Raw genomic sequence first — 20495 nt, 5'->3', positions numbered from 1 at the left:
CGGGATCCTTTGATGGGGCGATATATGGTGCCGCGGATTATAACAGGCACAATATTTTGTGGAAGCCCTGGGTCCCACCCCTCCGGCAAGGCCGGTCGGCGCCGCGATGGATCAGCAGATGCCGTGCCGCAGGATCAGCTCTTCGGAAAGGTCCGCCTGCAGGACATCATGGTCGTACTCGGTCAGACCCAGATGATCCAGTACACGGATGCTGACGGCCGGCCATTCACAGTCATCGCTGCCCTGCTTCACCTGGCTCAGGATATTGGCGGCCAGTTTGCTGATGGCATAGAGGTCCTTCTGGGAGCGGCCGACTTGCCGGTCGTCCAGAAATGACGGATCGTGATGCCTGAGGATCAGCTGGGTCATGGTCTGAGGAAGGTTCCATGAGCTGGCCACGTAGTAGCCGATCACCGCGTGGTTGGTCGGGTAGTGATCTTCTTCCACCTCCGTGAAAACCCGGTCAGGATTCTGATTGGCCGCCATGAGTACGGACCGATAATCAGGATACTTGATGGCCATGATGGGGATACCGCAGTCACGAAACAGACCAAAGCTGTAGGCATCATCGGCGGGACAGGTTCGATGCAGATTGAGATGGTTTCTCAGCAGCAGCATGGTTTGCGCGGTCTGGGTGGCTGTGTCCCAGAACTTTTCCAGGGATATGCAGGCTCTGCCGGTGATGGATTGACGCAGCTTCTGGGATGCGACCAGCTGGGTGATGGAATGGATACCCAGCAGGGCCACCGCGTTATGAATGTCGGTAATCTGTCTGCTTCGGCCGAACAGGGGGGAGTTCACCATTTTCAGTACGCCGGCCGACAGCCCTACGTCCCTGGCAATGAGATCCGCAAACTGGTTGAGGGCCACGTCGGGAAGACTTCGTAGCCGTTGGATTTCCGTCAGAATGTCGGGGCGTGCCGGTATTTCGAAGTCTTTGACGGCTTTTCCTTGGTCCATACAGCGGTCCCACGATCCATTTGCTGGTGATGAATCGGCAATGATGGATCTGGAGATCCACGGAAATCAATGACCATTCTCGGGGATGATGGACCCGGAAGTACCAGCCGGGGTGGTCGGCCCGCAGCGTTTTGCAGGCCCGAGCCGGTGCTCAAAGTTGTTCCATCACGCAGCCGGCCAGTTCCGCCGCCAGGTTGTTACCCCAGAAAATACCCTTCGGCGTCAGGGAGTAACGACCGTCCCCGAGGGGAGTGAGGAGCGCTTGATCCACCCGTTGCTCGCAGCGCGCCAGCAGGTCCGCATGTGCCGCTTCCGGCACCGTGCCCGGCGTCACATGGCCGAACTGGATGGCGCCGATGAATCGATACAGGGCATCATAGGGCGGACGGGTGGTCATGCCCTCGCGATCGGTGACCCTCTCCAAACTCTGGGCATAAGCCTCCAGGGACAAGGGGTTCATGAGCATCATGCCGGCCAGTCGCCCGCCGGCACCGGCCCCCAGCGGCAGGGTGTCGCCGCCCTGGTAGCGCAATGCCACATACCGGTAACGATCCCTGCCGGGCCTGACCATCTTGGTCAGTTCCAGACTCTCGAATCCCTGCCGTTGACCGGCTTCCAGAATCCGTGAAAACAGTTGCCATTCCCGGGCCAGGGTCTGCGGAGTCTGGGTGGCATGGGCCATGTGTTCATGGGCCAGGCGGCTCTTTTCCCGGATCATCAGGGAATACAGGGAAAAACCCGCCAGATCCAGCTCGGCGATGGCGGCAAGGTCGTGGGCCAGTTCCCCGTCGCTCTGCATGGGGTAGTGGTAGATCAGGTCCATGCCCAGGTTGTCCAGCCCCAGGGCGCGGAAACGCCGGATGTGCGCCTTGACCCATTCCCCGTCACCCAACCGACCCAGCAGGCGCCGGCCACGGTCATGGAAGGTCTGCACGCCCAGACTGAGACGGTTGATGCCTTCCGCCATGACCGCCCTCAGCTTGTCTTCATCCAGGTCGGAGAGGCTGCTTTCCAGGGTGATTTCCACGTCATCCGTCAGTTGAAAATGTGTCCTGAGTGCCTGCAGGATCCGCTGCAGGTCGGGCGTGGACAGGGTGCTGGGGGTGCCGCCACCGAAATACACGGCGCCATAGATGCCGTCCCGGACATAGGGGATCCTGGTGACGGCTTCCATTTCCCGGATCAGCAGATCGGCATAGCGGGACTCGGGGCTGCCCTTCATCCGGCGCATGTTGCAGAAATGGCAGATCCGGCGACAGAACGGGATGTGCAGGTAAATGGCCCTGGGGCGCGAGTCCGCCGTCCGGTTCAGCAGGTGTTCACCCAGGGTCGCGGTGCCCTCGCACAGGGGCTGCAGCGGCATGATGGCGTCATGATGGCTGCGCTTGCGCCGGGGGTAGGGCAGATCCTCGCTGAAGGCAGGCATGGACAGACCGGGCATGTCGGTGGCGATGGTGGTCATGCGGCATGCTCCCGGTGAGCGGTGGCGCAACCCAGGCCGTAGCGCATGCGGACCCAGGGGCATCCCGTGAGACTGTCCCTTTCCACCAGGCATTCCACGCCCCATGCGTGGGTGATGGTTTCGGCGCGCATGACCTGGGCCGGCGTGCCGCTGGCCACCACCTTGCCGTCTTTGAGCACGGTGATATGGTCCGCGTAGGCGGCGGCCAGATTCAGGTCGTGCAGCACCACCAGGATGGTTCGACCCCGGGCGGCGTCCACCCGCAGCAGTTCCATGAGCCGCAGCTGATGCCTGACGTCCAGGGCCGAAGTGGGTTCGTCCAGCAACAGCAGGCCCGGTTGGTCCGGTCCCGTGTCGTGGACCTGGGCCAGTACCCGGGCCATCTGCACCCGTTGGCGTTCCCCGCCGGAAAGACTGCGGTAGTCCCGGCCCGACAGGTGCCATACGCCGGCCCGGTCCAGGGCCTCGCGGACGATTCTGGCGTCCCGTTCCGGGGTGCGATGGGGCAGCCGCCCCATCTCCGCCACTTCCCAGGCGGTGAGCGGGAACGTGACCACGGTTTCCTGGGGCAGTACCGCCCGGCAGCGGGCCAGGGCATGGGGACACCATTGGTCCAGTGTCTGTCCACACCAGGTGACCTCGCCGCTGCTGGGCCGCAGATCACCGGCCATCACCGACAGCAAGGTGCTCTTGCCGGCACCGTTGGGACCCACCAGCACATGCACGCTGCCTGGGTGGGCCTCCAGGTTGGCCTGATCCAGCAGGTACCGTCCCCCCCGTTCCACCACCAGATTGGACACTTTTGCCAGGGCCTGTGTGTTCATCCGAGCCTCCCTTTTTGCCGCAGCAGCAGCCAGAGGAAAAATGGTCCCCCCAGCAGGGATGTGAGCAGCCCGATGGGCAGCTCCGCGGGGGCGACGATGATACGGGCGAGGGCATCGGCCAGCAGGAGCAGCAGGGCGCCCCCCAGGGCCGAGGCCGGCAGCAGATAACGGTGGTCCGGGCCGATGGTCAGGCGCAGCAGATGGGGCACCACCAGCCCGACGAATCCGATGATGCCGGCAATGGCCACGGAGGCACCCACCGCCAGGGCGGCCATGACCACCACCAGGGTCTTGATCCGGTGCACGGGAAAGCCCAGATGGGTGGCCACGGACTCCCCCAGCATGAGGCCGTTGAGGGCACGGGCCACCAGGGGCATGCAGGCCAGGGCCAGCAGGACCAGTCCCGCGCTGACGGCCCACAGGGTCCAGCCGGCGTGAGCCAGCGAACCCATGTTCCAGAAGGTGAGGGTACGCAGTTGCTGGTCGTCGGCCATGTACACCAGCATGCCGGTGGCGGCGCCGGCAATGGCATTGATGGCGATACCGCCCAGCAGCAGGGTGGCCACCGAGGTATGCCCGCCGTGACTGGCCAGCCGGTAGACCAGCCAGGTGGTCCCCAGACCACCGGCAAACGCCGCCAGCGGCAGGGTGAACACGCCCAGGGCCATGACCAGCGGGGCCAGCACGGTGGTGCCCAGCACGATCACGCTGACCGCCCCCAGGGCCGCGCCGGCGGATACGCCGATCAGGCCCGGGTCGGCCAGTGGGTTCCTGAACAGGCCCTGCAGGGCCACCCCGCTCACGGCCAAGGCGGCACCCACGGTGATGGCCACCAGCACCCGGGGCAGGCGCAGGTTGAGAATGACTTCCCGCAGGAACGGGTCATCCAGGTGTCCGGTCAATACCCACAGGACTTCCGCCGGACTCACCTCCACCGCCCCGGTGGTCAGTCCCAGCAGAGCGGCGGCGAGGACCGCCGGTATCAGGGCGATCACCACCCAGCGGGCACGGGCCGAGCGGGAGCCGGGCGCCGAGAGGGTCCCGGTGGCGGGGATTTGGGAAGCCACCGTGCTCATGCGGATGGGATATCGGTGAAGCGGGCGTCCCGGCGGGTGCGTGAATCACCCCCCAGGAAACGGGTGACCGTGAGCACGGCCTCGCCCAGCCTCGGGCCGAACCCCAGTAGGAACAGGGTGTCGCCCACATATTGCGGTACCCGCCCCAGCATGCCGCCGAAGTCCGCCGCCGCCGCCCCGGTGATCACCAGGGCATCGGGGCGTTTGGCCATGACGCCTTCCCGGGACACGGGCCGATAGCCGGCAAAGTCGGTGAAGACATTGCGTCCGCCGGCCAGGCGGATCAGGGCATCCGCCTTGGTGTCCTGGCCCGCGGCCACCGCATTGCCCTGGCCGTGGGCCATCAGGGCCACCACGGCGGGCGGGCGGGGAAATCCCGCCTGCAGATCCCTGGCCCGGGCCAGGTCCTGGTCCACATCGTCGATGACCCGCCGGGCGGTTTCCGTGGCGTCCAGCCATTGTCCCAGGGTCCGTACCCTGGCCCTGAACCCTTCCAGGCTCGGTTCCCCGGGGACGGTCAGTATCCGTACGCCGGCCTCCCGGGCCCGGGTCAGCGTGCCTTCGGGTCCGGCGCTGCCGTCATGGATCAGGGCGTGGGGCCGCAGGGCCAGCAGGCTCTCGATGGTGAGGGTGTGCTGGTAGCCCACCCTGGGCAGGGCCTCGGCGGCCACCGGGTAGGTGCTGGTGCTGTCGGTACCCACGATCCGGTCGCCGGCCCCCAGGGCGAAGACGGTCTCCGTCAGTCCGCCACCGATGGTGATGAGGCGGTGCCCCTCACTCAGTCCGTCATCGGCACGGTGCTGCATGGCCCACAGGCCGGTAGGCAGACCGGCGAGGGCCATGACGCCCATCAGGCGCAGCAGTTCACGACGGTGCATGTCGACCTCGGTCGCTGCGGGTGTTCAGCGGGTTCATGGCAGGGTCTCCTTGATGTCAGAAGCGATAGCTGGCCTGGATCTTCACGTTGCGCCCCGGGTCGTTCATGGATGACAGGTGAGGGCGGTAGGTCTTGTCGGTGAGGTTGTCGATGCCGAAATCCACCCGCATCCGGTCCCGGTCCGCGCCAGGTCGCAGGGTCAGAAAGACATCGGTGAGGGTGTAGCTGTCGGCGGTGTCCGCGTCGTCCGGTACCCGGTCCTGGGACCAGGCATGGGTCACGCGGCCACCCAGGGTGAGCCGACCCTGCATGACATGCACGCCCCCTTCCAGCGCCAGGTTATCGGCGGGAATGCCGGACAGGGGGCCGCCTTCGGTGCGGTTGTCTCCCCGCTGCCGGGCGGCGCTCACGGTGATGAAGTGATCCGGATGGGTGTAATGAATCTCCAGTTCCTGTCCCCGCAGGCGGGCATCATTCACGTTCTCGAAGTAGGTGCGGCCACCGGGGATGGGAGGACCGAAGGCCGGCATCTCCAGCTCCACGATCTGGTCGATGAAGTCCTCCACGTCGTTCTGGTACACCGACAGTCTTGCCCGCAACCGGTCCTCGGGATGGAACAGGCCCCGTGCATGGTGGGTCAGGCCCAGTTCCTTGTTGCGCGCCTTTTCCGGTCGCAGGTCCGGATTGGGCTCGAACCGGTTGTTGCCGAAGTGGATGCCGCCCACGTACAGGTTGGTGAGCGAGGGGGCGCGGAAGGCCTCGGAATAGCCGGCGAACAGTTCCCAGCCCGGAGTCAGGGTATAGGTGGCACTGATCTGCCCCGACCATTCGGATTCGGTCAGTCGGTCGTGGTCGTCGGCGTCCTTGCTGAAATGGTCATACCGCAGGCCGGGGGCGATCTCCAACCGGTCCGTGATGAGCAGGCGATCCACCAGGAAGATTCCGGTGACCGCCTGGCGGGCATCGGGATACATGGGACGGCTCTCGCCATCCCGCTCCCCTTTTTGGCGATCCCGGTAATGTTCCAGACCCACGACCACCAGATGATCCACCGGGCCGGTTTCAAACCGCAGGGTGTTGGTCAGGTCCAACCCCAGGGTATTGAGTTGGGTGACATCGTTGCGGCCGGTGTCGGTGCGGGTTTCGTCCAGTTCCACCTGATTACCGTAGAGGGTGGCATCCAGATCCAGCCAGCGGCTGTCATCGGGATGCAGTTGGTAGCGCAGGGTCTGGGTCCGGTTGTCCGTGCGCCGGTCGACGATGATGGCGGTGCTGCCGGCGCCGGTGCCGGTACTGTTGGCATTGGAGGGGATTTCGTGATCGTCCCGGAAGGCCTGCAGACTGAGGGTCAGACGATGCCCCGGTGCCGGGGTCAGGGTGCCCTTGAGCAGGCCGGACACGATCTCGTCGCCGGTGTACAGGATGGTGTCACCGTTCCCGTCTTTCAGGTCGGACTGCTCCCGCTTGAGCACGTTGGCCAGCAGGGACAGGCGTTCTCCCCGTCCCGCGGCGGTGGCCGAGAACAGGGACTGATCCCCCTGGCTCTGGTAGCCGGCGCTCACCCGGCCGCCGGCATCGGCATCCGGCCCCAGGAAGCTGTCGGCATCCTGGGTGCGGAAATTCACCACTCCGCCCAGGGCACCCGAACCATACAGGGTGGAGGCCGGTCCCCTGAGCACTTCCACCTGTTCCAGCAGCAGGGGGTCCAGAAAGATTCTGCCCTTGTGGCCGGCGCCGAAATTCTGGCGCGCATTGTCCACCCGGATCACGACCCGTTCTCCGCTCAGCCCCCGGATCACCGGTTCCATGGCGATGGCACGGGTACCGCCGCCGATGCCGACGCCGGGCAGCATGCGCATGATGTCCGCCAGGTTGGCGGCCTGGTCCCGATCCATGGACTCACGGTCACGCACCGCCACCGGGGCGTTGACCTGCTCCACCGGTGCCGGCATGCGGGTGGATTCAATGAGCAGGGTGGGCAGGGTCACCGAGGCATAAAGAGGATCCCCGGCCGGATCGGCCCCGTGGGCCGTGCCGGAAAGGGCGGCGGCGATGGCCGCGGTGAGCATGCACAGGCGCTGACGCGTCATGAAACCTCCAGAACCCGACGAAGTGGGCGCACTCCGTCCCAAGCTTGAAAAGGCGGCCTGGCTGGCTTGCCGACAGGGGTCGGTGGCGGGCTGAGCTGCAAGTGGACTCAGGTGTTTCCGTGATGGGAAACACGAATGGTGAAATGATATTGATTATTATTTGCAAGTCAAGGGCGTCATCCCGTCCCGGTTGCCGGGATCGGATCGATCCGGGCGCGATCCCTGTCCACGGCCGCATAGGCCTTGCCGAGGGCGCCGGGGTCGGACATCACCTGCCGGATCAGCAGCGCCACGTCCGCCCGCTGAATGAAGCCGTGAATGGCGGGGTTTTCCGACAGCATGCCCCGGCCGGTGGCCGGTTCATCGCCCAGACCGCCGGGACGAATGAGGGTAAAGGGCACGCCGGAAGCCTTGAGATGGGCTTCCGCACGGGTCTTGGCATCCACCACATCCCCGAAGGCGGCGATGGCCCGTGCCGAGCGGAACGGCATCATCTCGCCGCAGCCGATGGCGGTCACCAGAATGCAGTGCCGCACCCCTCGGGCAGCGGCGGCATCGACAATGATCCGGTTGCCGTCGTCGTCCACGAAACGGCCGTCTTCGGTCCGGCCCGATACCGTGGAAACCACGATGCCCTGATCATCCAGCGCATCGAAGGCCCGTTTCACATCACCGGGTTCGAGGACGTCACCGGGCATGATGTCGGCACCGATCTCCAGCAGTGGCAGGGCGTCCGTGCGCGGGCGAACCATGGCCAGTACCGGGATGTCATCCCGCCGGAGCAGCCGGGCCAGCGCCAGACCGACCCCGCGGCTGGCACCGAAGATGAGGACGGGGGTCATGCGCAGGCCTCCTGGTCGGCCTGATCCAGATGCAGCAGGGCCTTTTGCAGGCGCTCGAACAGATCCAACTGGTCCCGGCGCAACTGCCGCTGTTCATCACGTCCGAGGAAGACCTTGAACATGCACTCGCCCGTCTCGTTGAAAAACTGGATTGAGGCGGTCTCCATGCCCATGAAGGGACGCCTGACGAAGACGATATGAGCGCAACGCTCCGGGCGCAGATGACCGGACAGGCCGGTGCCGCCGTGCAGGTTGAAGAAACCATGGCCGGTCTTGCCGCGGGGAATCGGACCCTTGAATTCCAGGATGACGTCCTGGTTATGGATCACGGTGACCAGATCGCCCCAGTCGGAGAGGGCATGCATGACGTTGATGAAGTGTCTACCGCGTACCTCGGTCCACAGGGATCGGGGCAGGCAGTGGATGATGTCCCGCATGGAGCAGCGGGCCTGCCGGGCCATGTCTTCAAGAATCCCGTCCGCCGATTGGGCCAGTTGTTGGCGTACCTGCTCCAGGTCGGTGACGGTCTCGTGGATGGCTGATGCCATGGGAGTGGTCCTCCAGTGTCGGGATGAAAGAATGAAAGGCCCCGGGGGGCGGGTGAATCAATGACTGAGTACCCACTTCACCAGCATGCGGATATTGTCCTCGCCCACCCAGGCGTTTGGGGGCATGGGAATCTGGCCCCAGTTGCCCACCCCGCCGTCACGCACCTTGCCGGTGAGCTTGTCGACGGCGCCGGCATCACCCCGGTAGCGGGCGGCCACCTCCTTGTAGCTGGGGCCGATGGCCTGGCCGTCGATCTGATGACAGGCCATGCACCCGCTCTGGTTGGCGATGTCCATGTCCGCCAGTGCGGGGGAGGCGGTGGCCATCAGGAGCAGGCACATGGTTCCCAGGGATGATCCGTGCTTGCGCAGCATGTCTTGACCTCGACTATTGAATAAAAGGGCTAATGATTATCATTTATATCTTCGCGAAATGCACGACCCGCGATGCCACCGATGGCCGAATACTGCACCAGGGGCAGACCCTGGATGATCCAGCTGCCCGGTTCTTCGCCCTTGAGCCAATGTTCGTGCCATTGGGACACCCGGCTGGAGTAATCCAGCTGATTTTCCCGGCGTCGCAGGTTGTGTCCTTCTCCTTCGTAGGCCAGCATGACGATGGGTTTTCCCATCCGGCGCAGGGTGTTGTAGATCTCCACCCCCTGATTGAAGGCCACCGACTCGTCTTCGGTGCCGAACATGACCAGCAAGGGCGTGTCGATGCCTTGGGCATTGAAGACCGGGGAGTTGGCCACGTAGCTGCCGAGATCCTCCCAGAAGGGTCTTGGCAGCCGCGCCTGACCGGTTTCGAAGATGAGATGTTCCGGAATGCCGGTGCGCCAGTAGATGGAATTGTATTTGCTGATCAGGTTGGTGATGGGGGCGCCGGCAACGGCGGCGGCAAACAGATCGGTCTGGGTGATGATGTAGCTGACCTGGTAGCCGCCCCAGGAATGTCCCACCAGTCCGATGCGGGCGGGATCCACCCGGCCACTTTCCAGGACCGCCTTGACCGCGGGCACCACGCTCTCCAGGGCGGACTCTCCGGGCTGGCCCAGCTCGTAGTGAATGTCCGGTTCCAGGACGAAATAACCCTCCGAGGACAAGCGACGGGCATTGAAGGCATGATTGTGGCGGGGCAGGGTGTATTCATGCAGGGTATCCGAGCGTTGCTCATAAATGTGCACGATCATGGGATACTGTCGGCCCGGTTCGTAGTCGGCGGGGTAGAGCAGCCGGGCCTCCAGCGGCTCTCCCTTCTCGGTCCTGAACCGGACCAGTTCATCACCGGCCCAGTGAAACCGTGCCTGCTGAGGATTGGTGCGGGTGAGGCGATGATGCCGGACAAAGTCACTGTCGGTGAGGAAGTAGTCCGGCGAGTCGACCGCGGTCTGTAAGCGATAGACATACTGATCGGTGGCGGCCGCGTACTGAAGCTGATCCACCTGCATGGGGCCATGAATCAGGGTGTCCAGGGTGCCGCGATGCCAGCGCGCATACCCGGTATCCTTGGTGCGCAGGCCGAACATTTCCAGATGGACGGGACCTTCCGGGTCCAGGCTGGGCCGCAGGCGGTCCAGGATGGCCTGACGGTAGCGGATGCCGTGCTCCGCGCCCTGGGTGAGGCGCTGGATGTGTTCGCCGTCCGGCTGGGCCAGATAGACATCATGCAGATCATACAGCAGCACCCAGGCATCTCCGTCGGCCCATTGGCCATGACCGAAGGGGCGGTCGATGGTGCGTCCGTTCACCTGGGTGAAGTCATTGAAACGACTCTCCACCGTCGCCGTCAGATTGGCGTACCGGCCGGTGTGAATGTCGTAGGTCCACCAGTCCTCGCCGGAGAAGTACAGCAGGTAGCGGCCCTGTGGTGAACTGCTCACCGACTCATAGCGCTCAAGCACCAGGGTCCGCTCGCCGCCATGCACATCCACCAGATGGATGTCGTTCCACTGATCCCGCAATTGGGGCTGGTAGGGCCTGGGATCATGGAGTACCGCGTGATGCTGACCCCGGACCAGTTCCAGGCTCAGGCCCGGTTCATCGGCCAGGGCAAAAAAACGCCCATCCCGCAGATGCCAGACTGCCCAGAGATGGGGAATGGCGCGGTCATCTCCCTTCTTCTGCCGGTAGGGCTGGATAGGATCATCGCGCCAGTGCCAGATACGCACGGTGCTGGGGGGGAGGGCGGTTTCAGCCTCCGAATCTGTCCCGTCAGCGGACTGGAGCGGTGTCATGGGAAAGAACAGGCGCAGGCCATCGTCCGACCATCGAGGCCAGCGTCCCTGGGCGAAGGCCAGCGTGGCGGTATCTTTCTCGCCCCGGGGGGGTGTCAGGACGTGACGTACCGGCCGGGAATCCAGCTGTTCGAACACCAGGGCGGCCAGCGGCTCCCGAGGCTTGCCGTCAGCTGCGCGGAACACGGAAAGACGCTGACCATCGGGGCTCCAGCTCAGATGGAAATGGCCTCCGGGATGCTGGTCCAGGGTACGACGGTTGCCCGTGGCCGGATTCAGGATCACCACTTCATGGGAGTCGGGCGTCCTGATCGTCATTGCCAGATGGTCGGACCCGGTGCTGAACCGGTGTTCCTGAACCCCCGGGATATGGATCGACTGTGATCGTGACAGGTCGTGGAGCAGTAATTCCCCGTCGTGGGCCGTTTCATTCTCCGGCATGGTCCGTCGAACCGCCAGGAATCGCCCGTCGGGCGAGATTTCATGGCTGATCACGCCGGAAAAGAAGGTGACGGCCCCCGTATCCAGCCGCAGTGCGCCCAGACGGGTCTCATGGGGCGGCGTGTCCTGGATACTCTTGCCGGCCACCGTCTGGGCACGGAAGAAGAACCACTGTCCATCCGGCGAAAAGCCATGGCCGAAGGCGTGCTCGAACCGGAACTGCCGATCCGGATCGACCGTACTTGAGACCTGGGTCAGGGATTCGCCTCGAACCATGCCAACCTGGTTATGGAAGAACCACAGGCCGTCGGCCGACAGGCCGGCATTGGCGATGGTATGCCAAAGATGGTAGTCATCGGGGGTCAGGGGCTGTTTGGCCTCCGTGCCTGAAAGAAGCGGGAACGGCGTCAGGCAGAGCAGGACGAGCATGATGACTCGGGCAGCGGACACGATCTTTACGGCAGCAGGCGAGGGTGGCTGTCTGTCCATGGTCTGTGAATCCTGTCGGTATTTTGTCGACATGAAAACACAAACGATAATTATTCGCAATAATGGATCGAGTTCGACAAAAAGCCCCGGACGAGGCCGGGGCGTTTTGCATCATCGGGGAGCCGGTCCAGCCGCCGGGAGATCAGGTACTGTCCGCGGGAATCCTGACCCAGCCTTCCATCAGTACCCGGGCGCTACGGCTCATGATGGCCTTGGTCACCGTCCATTCGCCGTTCTCGCAACGGGCTTGTGCACCCACCCGCAGGGTGCCGGAGGGATGGCCGAAACGCACCGCCGTGCGCTCACCGCCGCCGGCCGCCAGATTCACCAGGGTACCGGGGATGGCCGCCGCGGTACCGATGGCCACGGCGGCCGTACCCATCATGGCATGATGCAGCTTGCCCATGGACAGGGCGCGCACCAGCAGGTCCACATCCTCCGCCTGGACGGGCTTGCCGCTGGAAGACACGTAATCCTTCGGCCCGGCGACGAAGGCCACCTTCGGGGTGTGCTGGCGCTGGGCGGCCTCTTTCAGGTCGCTGATCAGGCCCATGCGCAGGGCGCCGTGGGCACGCAGGGTCTCGAATCGCTCCAGCGCCTCGGCGTCCCCGTTGATGGCCTCCTGCAGTTCGGTGCCGGTATAGCCGATGTCCTCGGCGTTGACGAAGATGGTGGGGATGCCGGCATTGATCATGGTGGCCTTCAGGGTGCCCAGGCCGGGGACATCCAGATCGTCCACCAGATTGCCGGTGGGGAACATGGAGCCGCCGGTGTCATCCGCCGGTTCCATGAACTCGATCTGCACCTCGGCGGCGGGGAAGGTGACCCCGTCCAGTTCGAAGTCGCCGGTTTCCTGTACCGCGCCGTCGGTGATGGGTATGTGGGCGATGATGGTCTTGCCGATGTTGGCCTGCCAGATGCGCACCGTGGCGATGCCGTTGTCGGGGATGCGGCCGGGGTCCACCAGACCGGCGCTGATGCCGAAGGCCCCCACGGCGGCGGTGAGGTTGCCGCAGTTGCCGCTCCAGTCCACGAAGGCCTTGTCGATGGAGACCTGGCCGAACAGGTAGTCCACGTCGTGATCCGGGCGGGTGCTTTTAGACAGGATCACGGTCTTGCTGGTGCTGGAGGTGGCGCCGCCCATGCCGTCGATCTGTTTGCCGTAGGGGTCGGGGCTGCCGATCACCCGCAGCAGCAGGGCGTCCCGGGCTGGTCCCGGGACCTGAGCGGCCTCGGGCAGGTCGGTCAGGTTGAAGAACACGCCCTTGCTGGTGCCGCCGCGCATGTAGGTGGCGGGGATCCTGATCTGGGGTTTGTGGCTCACGAAGATGTCTCCTGGAAATCCTGGCAACAACTCAGGGCTTTGGATGGGTGAACACCCCTCTCCCGCAAGGGGAGAGGGGCCTGCAGTGGCTCAGGCGGCGTTTTCCGCCTCCAGGAAGTCCTGGGCAAAACGCTGCAGGACACCACCGGCATCGTAGATGGAGACCTCTTCCGCCGTATCCAGCCGGCAGGTCACCGGCACGTCCACCCGCTCACCGTTGCGGCGATGGATCACCAGGGTGAGGGTGGTGCGCGGCTTGCGCTCACCGATCACATCATAGGTTTCGGTGCCGTCGAGGGCCAGGGTGTTGCGGTTGGTGCCCGGCTGGAATTCCAGCGGCAGCACGCCCATGCCGATCAGGTTGGTGCGATGGATGCGCTCAAAGCCCTCGGCAACGATGGCCTCCACCCCCGCCAGACGCACGCCCTTGGCCGCCCAGTCGCGGGAGGAACCCTGACCGTAGTCGGCACCGGCGATGATGATCAGGGGCTGCCGGCGGGCCATGTAGGTCTCGATGGCCTCCCACATGCGGGTCACCCGGCCTTCCGGCTCGATCCGGGCCAGGGAGCCCTGCTTCACCTGGCCGTTTTCATCCCGCACCATCTCGTTGAGCAGTTTGGGGTTGGCAAAGGTGGCCCGCTGGGCGGTCAGGTGGTCCCCGCGATGGGTGGCGTAGGAATTGAAGTCTTCCTCCGGCAGACCCATTTTCGCCAGGTATTCCCCGGCGGCACTGCTGGCCAGAATGGCGTTGGACGGCGACAGGTGGTCGGTGGTGATGTTGTCACCCAGCACCGCCAGCGGGCGCATGCCCTTGAGGGTGCGCTCACCGGCCAGGGCGCCCTCCCAGTAGGGAGGGCGGCGGATGTAGGTGCTCATGGGGCGCCAGTCGTAGAGGGGGGTGACGGTTTCGGTCGACGCGTCCCGGGCCTCGAACATGGGGATGTAGACCTCCCGGAATTGCTCGGGCTTGACGCTGGCGCGCACGATGGCGTCGATTTCCTCGTCGCTGGGCCAGATGTCCTTGAGGGTGACGGGATTGCCGTCGGCATCGTGTCCCAGCACATCCTTCTCGATGTCGAAGCGGATGGTCCCGGCGATGGCATAGGCCACCACCAGGGGCGGGGAGGCCAGGAAGGCCTGCTTGGCATAGGGGTGAATGCGGCCGTCGAAATTGCGGTTGCCGGAGAGCACGGCAGTGGCGTAGAGGTCGCGGTCGATGATCTCCTGCTGGATCTTCGGGTCCAGCGCGCCGGACATGCCGTTGCAGGTGGTGCAGGCGAACGCCACCACGCCAAAGCCCAGCTGCTCCAGTTCCGGCAGCAGGCCGGCTGCTTCCAGGTACATCTTCACCGTCTTGGAGCCGGGGGCCAGGGAGGACTTGACCCAGGGCTTGCGGGTCAGGCCCAGCCGGTTGGCATTGCGGGCGATCAGGCCCGCCGCCACCATGTTGCGCGGGTTGGAGGTGTTGGTGCAGCTGGTGATGGCGGCGATGATCACGGCCCCGTCGGGCATCTTGCCCGGCTCCTCGGTCCAGGCCCCGGCAATGCCGCGGCTGGCCAGTTCCCGGGTGGGCAGCTGGGCATGGGGGTTGGAGGGACCGGCCAGGGTGCGTTCCACGGCGGACAGGTCAAAACGCAGCACCCGCTCGTATTCGGCGCCCTTGAGGCTGTCGGCCCACAGGCCGGCCGTCTTGGCGTAGGTCTCCACCAGGGCCACCTGGGCGTCGTCGCGGCCGGTGAGCTTGAGGTAATCGATGGTCTGGCCGTCGATGTAGAACATGGCGGCGGTGGCGCCGTATTCCGGCGTCATGTTGGCGATGGTGGCCCGATCGCCCACGGTGAGGGCATCGGCACCCTCGCCGAAGAATTCCAGATAGGCGCCCACCACCCGCTCCCGACGCAGGAAGGCGGTCAGGGCCAGCACCATGTCGGTGCCGGTGATGCCCGGCTTGAGTGTGCCGGTGAGTTCCACGCCGACGATGTCGGGCAGGCGCATCATGGAGGCCCGGCCCAGCATCACGCTTTCGGCCTCCAGGCCGCCCACGCCCACGGAGATCACGCCCAGGGCATCCACCATGGGGGTATGGCTGTCGGTACCCACGCAGGTGTCCGGGAAGGCCACGCCGTCGCGGACCTGGATCACCGGCGACATCTTTTCCAGATTGATCTGGTGCATGATGCCGTTGCCGGGGGGGATGACGTCCACATTGCGGAAGGCCTGCTTGGTCCAGTTGATGAAGTGGAAGCGGTCTTCGTTGCGGCGGTCCTCGATGGCCCGGTTCTTCTCGAAGGCGTCGGCTTCAAAGCCGCCGTGTTCCACCGCCAGGGAGTGATCCACGATCAGCTGGGTGGGCACCACCGGGTTGATCTTGGCCGGGTCGCCGCCTTTTTCGGCGATGGCGTCCCGCAGACCGGCCAGGTCCACCAGGGCGGTCTGGCCCAGGATGTCGTGGCAGACCACACGGGCGGGGAACCAGGGGAAGTCCAGTTCACGCTTGCGCTCGATGATCTGCCTGAGTGCGTCGGTGAGTCCTTCGGGCTCGCAGCGGCGCACCAGGTTTTCCGCCAGGACGCGGGCGGTATAGGGGAGCGTGTCGTAGGCACCGGGCTGGATGGCCTCGACGGCGGCGCGGGTGTCGAAATAATCCAGCGCTGTTCCTGGCAGGTTTTTGCGGTATTCAGTGTTCATCATTGGCAACTCGCTTGAAATCCTTGAGGCTGAACCGGAGAAGACAAGGCCCTCAACCGTGAGAAGGGCGATTATACAGTGATCGCGGCATGCTTGACGGTAGCGTTTGTCGGATGCCGGTACATGGTGAGAGGGGTGTGATCGGGTATCATGGCGGCTACGGGAATCCGTGTACTCACTTCCCCGTGGACCGAATAACCGGAGCGCCGAATGGCCCTGACCTTGTCCGACCAGATGCTCAAGGCGGCGATTGAACAATCGTTCAATGCCGTGGTGGTCACCGATGCCCTGCTGGAAATGCCCGGGCCACGGATTTTGTTCGTGAATCAGGCCTTCTGCGACATGACGGGTTACACGTGCCAGGAACTCATCGGCAAGACACCTCGCATCCTGCAGGGGCCGCGTACCGACCTTGATACCATCGAACGGCTGCGCCGATGCCTGAAGGCAGGCGAGTTCTTCATCGGCAATACGGTCAATTACCGCAAGGACGGCAGCTGCTATTACGTAGAGTGGAATATCTCGCCCATCCGGGACGACAAGGGACTGATCACCCATTTCGTCTCCGTGCAGCGGGACCTGACGGAGAAGGTCCGTGCTGAATACGAGCGCAACCTGATGGCCAATGCCCTGGAGGCCAATTCGGATCAGGTGGTGATGACGGACCGGAACGGCACCATCGTGTATGTGAATCGTGCCTTCGAGAAGCAGACCGGCTACCGTCGAGAGGACGTGATCGGCAAGACCCCCGCCATCCTGAAATCCGGCCATCACGACGGAGCATTTTACAAGCAATTATGGGACACCCTGGACTCCGGTCAGCCTTTTCGCGCCACCTTCGTCAACAAGGCCAGGGACGGCAGTCTGTTCCATCTGGAGCAGACCATCACGCCGGTCCGGGACGAGTACGGCGAGATCACTCATTACATGAGTACGGGCAAGGACATCAGCGAGCGGGTGCGCATGGAGCAGACCCTGCGCCGGATGGCCACCATCGACCTGCTGACCGGCCTGCCCAATCGCAGCTTCGGTGAACAGTTGCTGGAGCGGGAGTGGTATCGGGCAGGGCGTTACGCCGAGGGCTTCAGCATCATCATGGCCGATATCGACCACTTCAAGGCCATCAACGATCAGCATGGCCACGGGGTAGGGGACCAGGTGCTGTCACGGGTGGGGCAGCTGCTGCAGGATCTGGTCAGGCGTTCGGATTCAGCCATCCGCTGGGGCGGCGAGGAATTCCTGATTCTGGTGCCCAAGACACATCTGCGGGATGCGGTGGAACTGGCGGAGCGGGTCAGGGCGGGCATCGGCCGCCATGCCCATCCGACTGTGGGGCATGTCACCCTGAGCTTCGGCGTGGCCTGCTATCGCGAGGGGGATACCCGCAAGATCTTGCTCAGAAGGGCGGACGATGCCCTGTATGCCGCCAAGGAGGCGGGACGTGACTGTGTCAGATCGGCACCGGATGACTGATGGGGGCTTTTCGGGGAACGGTCAGCTGGAACCCGAAGTCAGTTGCTCCAGGACTTCCATCAGCTTCGGGATGTCCAGCGGCTTGGTCAGATAGTGGGCAAACCCGGCTTGCCGCCCCCGTTCCTGATCACCCTTCATGGCGTTGGCGGAAATCGCCACCACGGGGATATGGGCGGTTTCGGGCCATGACTTGAGGGCTTCCAGGGCCTCATAGCCGGTCATGCCCGGCAGATTGATGTCCATCAGCACAATGGCGGGAGGTTGCCGCCTGGCCAGGGCGATGCCGGTTTCCGCGTCCTCTGCCAACATCAGCGCAAAACGGTCGTGATGGCCGAGCACCCGTTCCATGAGGCGTCTGCTGGCCGGGTTGTCCTCCACGTAGAGGACGGTGACATGGTCCGTGGTCACGGGTCCCCTGTCCCCATCACTGTGCGGCGTGGTTTCCGTCGGCCCCGCGGGGATGCCGGATGGTTGGGTGTCGGGGAGCGGGAGCAGGGAAGGCTGCGAGCCGGCATCCGCCAATGGCAGGTCCAGCCAGAACGTGCTGCCCTCGCCCTCCCGGCTACTGAACCCGATCCGGCCTGCCATGGCTTCCACGAGCCGCCGCGTGATGATCAAGCCGATGCCCGTTCCCTCCACATGCTTGCACTCGATACCCAGGCGATCAAAGGGGACAAACAGGCGTTCCTGCTTATGCGCCGGAATGCCCGGGCCGCTGTCGGTGACGCAGACGCGGATCATCCATGCATCGGGATGTTCGAGGGTGACATGCACCCATCCTTGAGGGTGATTGTACTTGACGGCATTGCTGAGCAGGTTGATCAGGGCCTGGCGCAGGCGGGTGTAGTCGGCCTTGACCAGCATCTCTTCCCGCAAGTCCGCTGGAAGGTGAATGCGTACCCGGCGCTCGGTGGCCAGCCCGGAAATGAATTCCAGGCTTTCTTTCAGGACGGATCCGAGCGGGACCGCCTCGATGCTCAGGGTCAGCTGGCCGGTATCGATCCTGGCCAGGTCGATCAGGTCGTTGATGATCGTCAGCAGGTGCCGGCCGGCCTTGTGGATCTGGCGGATGTTGTCCCGGTCCTCGTCCGGGCGTGAATCATCGATATCCAGCAGTTGGGCAAATCCCAGGATGGCGTTCAGCGGCGTGCGCAGTTCGTGGCTCATGCTGGCCAGGAATTCACTCTTGGCACGGTTGGCGGCTTCGGCCTGATTCTTGGCTTCCAGCAGGGCCTCCCGATTGGCCACGCGCTGGGTGATATCCCGCAGCGTGGCGACATAGTGGGTGACCTGCGCGTGCCGGTCCTTGACGGCGGTGATGAGTAGCTCCTGGGGGTAGAGCGAGCCGTCCTTGCGGCGGTTCCAGATTTCTCCCTGCCAGCTACCGTGTTGCCCGATACTGTCCCAGATCTGCCGATAGAAGGCGTCATCGTGCAGTCCTGAGCGCAACAGGTTCGGATTGCGACCGACGGCATCCTCGGCGCTGTAGCCGGTGATGCGGGTAAACGCGGTGTTGACCTGCAGGATCACGCCATGCCGGTCCGTCACGAACATGCCTTCCATGGCCTCGAAGGCGGTGGCGGCAATGCGCAGCTGCTGTTCCATCCGCCGTTCCTCGGTGACATCCCGTACCACGCCCAGGAATCCCGAGGGATGACCCTGGTGCCTGACCAGGGGGACGATGTCGGCGCTGAAGTCCCGTGTTCCCGCGCCGGGCAGATCCAGTCGATAATCGCACCGGCTTGGTTGTCCGGTGGCGCGCACACGGTCAATGGCCTCCTGTATGACCTGGGCGACCTCGGCCGGCAACGATGAGGAAAAATGCTGACCCAGGAACCGTTCCGGCGGGACCAGGAGGTCATGCTTGTCCGGGGCGTGGTAATCCAGGTAGCGGCCTTCCTCATCCAGTACGAACAGCAGCTCGCGCATGGAGGAAACCAGGGTGGACAGGCGGTTTTCCCGTTCCCGGAGCGCCGTTTCCGAGCGGCGTCGGTCGGTGATGTCGGTAAAACTGACCACGGTCGCATGGGGGGTGTCTTCACCGCACTGGAACAACGGCTGTGTATTGACCAGCAGCCAGGTGACTTCGCCGGTTGTCCGGCGCAGTCCCATTTCCACTTCACGCAGGGGTTGGGCGGTGCGCAGGGTGACCAGGCCCGGCATCTCCTCGCCGCGGTAAGGGCGGCCGTCGTCGTGAACGGCGTTCCAGTCAGGGTCCGTGACGGAAATCCCGCTCAGCATCCCGGCGCTCAGACCGAGTATCCGCTCCGCGGCGGGATTACTGGTGGTGATCCGGCCGTCCCGATCCAGCAGCACGACCCCTTCCGACAGGGCATCAACCACGGAACGGTAGCGATACTCGCTTTGCCGAAGCAGGGCGCGCTGCTCATGCAGATGCCGGTTGACCATCACCAGGATCATCATCAGCAGGATGAAGGTGCCGGCGGCGGCCGCCAGGCCGGGCAACGGGCTGTCCTGGTACTGTGTGCGGAGGTTGCCCGAATCGGCGTCGGCGGCGTACTCGATCTGGTATGGGTCGATGGCGGCATCACCGGGGTGTGCCGGCGCGGTGACCGGAGACAGCTGGAGGACGGCAAGACAGATCAGGGCGGACAGTCTCCTAACCATCCGGGCGGCACCTTTGAGGCGGTAAAAACTCGCCATGGTGCCATAAAAAAGCCCACCCGGAAACGAGTGGGCCGGCAGGAATTGCCAGAGCGTGATGTCAGAAGTTCAGGAAACGGGTCCCGTGGATCATGAACTCACCCATCTGCGGGGGGGTGGCCACATCCACGCCGTCAATGAGATCATCCCGGGTGAAGTCGCTGTTGGGCAGGAACAGGGCGCAGACACTGACCTTGGCGCCGGCCTGCATCACGCCGCGCATGATCTGCTGCGCGGTGGCATCGGGGCCTTTCATCACCGGGCCGTCATAGGCCTTGGTCCCCATCACGCCGCCCTGGTCGCACAGCAGAACCTGTACCGTGGCGCCCCGTTCCACCAGCTGGCGGGTCAGGATCATGGCCATGGCCTGGGTCTGGGGTTCACCGCTGTTGACGGTCACCAGAACGCGGTTGTCTTCGGCGGCGGCGAGCTGGGCCAGGGGCGCCAGGGCCAGCAGCATCACCAGGGCGATCAATCCAGTCTTCAGGTGCTTCATGGTA

At 64.4% G+C, this 20495-nt stretch carries 15 protein-coding genes; 1 reads left to right on the top strand and 14 read right to left on the bottom strand.

From position 1 onward, the window contains the following. Positions 1 to 111: 111 nt before the first annotated feature. From ACLF6L_RS09820 to acnD, 12 genes are all read right to left on the bottom strand, one after another. Positions 112 to 960 (bottom strand): HDOD domain-containing protein, encoded by an 849-nt coding sequence (locus ACLF6L_RS09820; protein WP_238617984.1) that lies wholly within the window; start codon positions 958 to 960, stop codon positions 112 to 114. Between the two features lie 151 nt (positions 961 to 1111). Further along, entirely contained in the window at positions 1112 to 2422 is a 1311-nt protein-coding gene (locus tag ACLF6L_RS09815; RefSeq protein WP_412851583.1) for a radical SAM protein, read from the bottom strand. Next, positions 2419 to 3246 carry a heme ABC transporter ATP-binding protein gene (locus tag ACLF6L_RS09810; RefSeq protein WP_412851582.1) on the bottom strand — a complete coding sequence of 276 codons (828 nt, stop codon included), beginning with the start codon at positions 3244 to 3246 and terminating at the stop codon, positions 2419 to 2421. The genes ACLF6L_RS09815 and ACLF6L_RS09810 overlap by 4 nt, the downstream gene beginning before the upstream one ends. After that, on the bottom strand, positions 3243 to 4322 hold the full coding sequence (locus ACLF6L_RS09805; protein ID WP_008932146.1) for a FecCD family ABC transporter permease: 1080 nt from the start codon (positions 4320 to 4322) through the stop codon (positions 3243 to 3245). Before ACLF6L_RS09805 ends, ACLF6L_RS09810 begins: the two co-directional genes overlap by 4 nt. After that, complete coding sequence (locus tag ACLF6L_RS09800; RefSeq protein WP_412851581.1) at positions 4319 to 5200, bottom strand: heme/hemin ABC transporter substrate-binding protein; 882 nt, start codon at positions 5198 to 5200, stop codon at positions 4319 to 4321. Before ACLF6L_RS09800 ends, ACLF6L_RS09805 begins: the two co-directional genes overlap by 4 nt. 55 nt (positions 5201 to 5255) lie before the next feature. Beyond that, on the bottom strand, positions 5256 to 7289 hold the full coding sequence (locus ACLF6L_RS09795; protein ID WP_412851580.1) for a TonB-dependent hemoglobin/transferrin/lactoferrin family receptor: 2034 nt from the start codon (positions 7287 to 7289) through the stop codon (positions 5256 to 5258). A 176-nt stretch (positions 7290 to 7465) separates the two neighbouring features. Beyond that, complete coding sequence (locus ACLF6L_RS09790) at positions 7466 to 8131, bottom strand: SDR family oxidoreductase (RefSeq protein ID WP_238617978.1); 666 nt, start codon at positions 8129 to 8131, stop codon at positions 7466 to 7468. Next, positions 8128 to 8679, bottom strand: a complete 552-nt coding sequence (hutX, locus tag ACLF6L_RS09785; RefSeq protein ID WP_238617977.1) for a heme utilization cystosolic carrier protein HutX — start codon at positions 8677 to 8679, stop codon at positions 8128 to 8130. The genes ACLF6L_RS09790 and hutX overlap by 4 nt, the downstream gene beginning before the upstream one ends. 57 nt (positions 8680 to 8736) lie before the next feature. Then, positions 8737 to 9054: a c-type cytochrome gene (locus ACLF6L_RS09780; RefSeq protein ID WP_008932151.1), complete on the bottom strand. Its 318-nt coding sequence runs from the start codon at positions 9052 to 9054 to the stop codon at positions 8737 to 8739. Between the two features lie 29 nt (positions 9055 to 9083). After that, a complete protein-coding gene (locus tag ACLF6L_RS09775; RefSeq protein WP_412851579.1) occupies positions 9084 to 11846 on the bottom strand; it encodes a prolyl oligopeptidase family serine peptidase in 2763 nt (920 codons plus the stop codon). Between the two features lie 142 nt (positions 11847 to 11988). Beyond that, positions 11989 to 13170: a 2-methylaconitate cis-trans isomerase PrpF gene (gene prpF / locus ACLF6L_RS09770; protein WP_412851578.1), complete on the bottom strand. Its 1182-nt coding sequence runs from the start codon at positions 13168 to 13170 to the stop codon at positions 11989 to 11991. 90 nt (positions 13171 to 13260) lie between these two features. Continuing rightward, positions 13261 to 15858, bottom strand: a complete 2598-nt coding sequence (gene acnD / locus ACLF6L_RS09765) for a Fe/S-dependent 2-methylisocitrate dehydratase AcnD (protein ID WP_412852777.1) — start codon at positions 15856 to 15858, stop codon at positions 13261 to 13263. 210 nt (positions 15859 to 16068) lie between these two features. Between acnD and ACLF6L_RS09760 the strand changes: the two genes are divergently transcribed. Next, the gene (locus ACLF6L_RS09760) at positions 16069 to 17331 is read left to right on the top strand and encodes a PAS domain S-box protein (RefSeq protein WP_412851577.1); all 1263 of its coding nucleotides are present in this window, start codon (positions 16069 to 16071) and stop codon (positions 17329 to 17331) included. Positions 17332 to 17352: 21 nt separating this feature from the next. On the opposite strand, the gene ACLF6L_RS09755 is transcribed toward ACLF6L_RS09760, so the two are convergent. Next, positions 17353 to 19959, bottom strand: coding sequence for a PAS domain S-box protein (locus ACLF6L_RS09755; protein ID WP_412851576.1), 2607 nt, complete (start codon positions 19957 to 19959; stop codon positions 17353 to 17355). A gap of 97 nt (positions 19960 to 20056) precedes the next feature. Further along, complete coding sequence (locus ACLF6L_RS09750; protein ID WP_008932156.1) at positions 20057 to 20491, bottom strand: hypothetical protein; 435 nt, start codon at positions 20489 to 20491, stop codon at positions 20057 to 20059. Positions 20492 to 20495: the final 4 nt, after the last annotated feature.

The sequence above is a fragment of the Ectothiorhodospira shaposhnikovii genome (genome assembly GCF_047222355.1).
Taxonomy (GTDB): domain Bacteria; phylum Pseudomonadota; class Gammaproteobacteria; order Ectothiorhodospirales; family Ectothiorhodospiraceae; genus Ectothiorhodospira.
This window is presented reverse-complemented; position numbering and strand designations above follow the sequence as displayed.

Coding starts and splice junctions, on each gene's coding strand:
- ACLF6L_RS09820 (WP_238617984.1), bottom strand. CDS start 960: ATGGACCAAGGAAAAGCCGTCAAAGACTTCGAAATACCGGCACGCCCC.
- ACLF6L_RS09815 (WP_412851583.1), bottom strand. CDS start 2,422: ATGACCACCATCGCCACCGACATGCCCGGTCTGTCCATGCCTGCCTTC.
- ACLF6L_RS09810 (WP_412851582.1), bottom strand. CDS start 3,246: ATGAACACACAGGCCCTGGCAAAAGTGTCCAATCTGGTGGTGGAACGG.
- ACLF6L_RS09805 (WP_008932146.1), bottom strand. CDS start 4,322: ATGAGCACGGTGGCTTCCCAAATCCCCGCCACCGGGACCCTCTCGGCG.
- ACLF6L_RS09800 (WP_412851581.1), bottom strand. CDS start 5,200: ATGCACCGTCGTGAACTGCTGCGCCTGATGGGCGTCATGGCCCTCGCC.
- ACLF6L_RS09795 (WP_412851580.1), bottom strand. CDS start 7,289: ATGACGCGTCAGCGCCTGTGCATGCTCACCGCGGCCATCGCCGCCGCC.
- ACLF6L_RS09790 (WP_238617978.1), bottom strand. CDS start 8,131: ATGACCCCCGTCCTCATCTTCGGTGCCAGCCGCGGGGTCGGTCTGGCG.
- hutX (WP_238617977.1), bottom strand. CDS start 8,679: ATGGCATCAGCCATCCACGAGACCGTCACCGACCTGGAGCAGGTACGC.
- ACLF6L_RS09780 (WP_008932151.1), bottom strand. CDS start 9,054: ATGCTGCGCAAGCACGGATCATCCCTGGGAACCATGTGCCTGCTCCTG.
- ACLF6L_RS09775 (WP_412851579.1), bottom strand. CDS start 11,846: ATGGACAGACAGCCACCCTCGCCTGCTGCCGTAAAGATCGTGTCCGCT.
- acnD (WP_412852777.1), bottom strand. CDS start 15,858: ATGAACACTGAATACCGCAAAAACCTGCCAGGAACAGCGCTGGATTAT.
- ACLF6L_RS09760 (WP_412851577.1), top strand. CDS start 16,069: ATGGCCCTGACCTTGTCCGACCAGATGCTCAAGGCGGCGATTGAACAA.
- ACLF6L_RS09755 (WP_412851576.1), bottom strand. CDS start 19,959: ATGGTTAGGAGACTGTCCGCCCTGATCTGTCTTGCCGTCCTCCAGCTG.
- ACLF6L_RS09750 (WP_008932156.1), bottom strand. CDS start 20,491: ATGAAGCACCTGAAGACTGGATTGATCGCCCTGGTGATGCTGCTGGCC.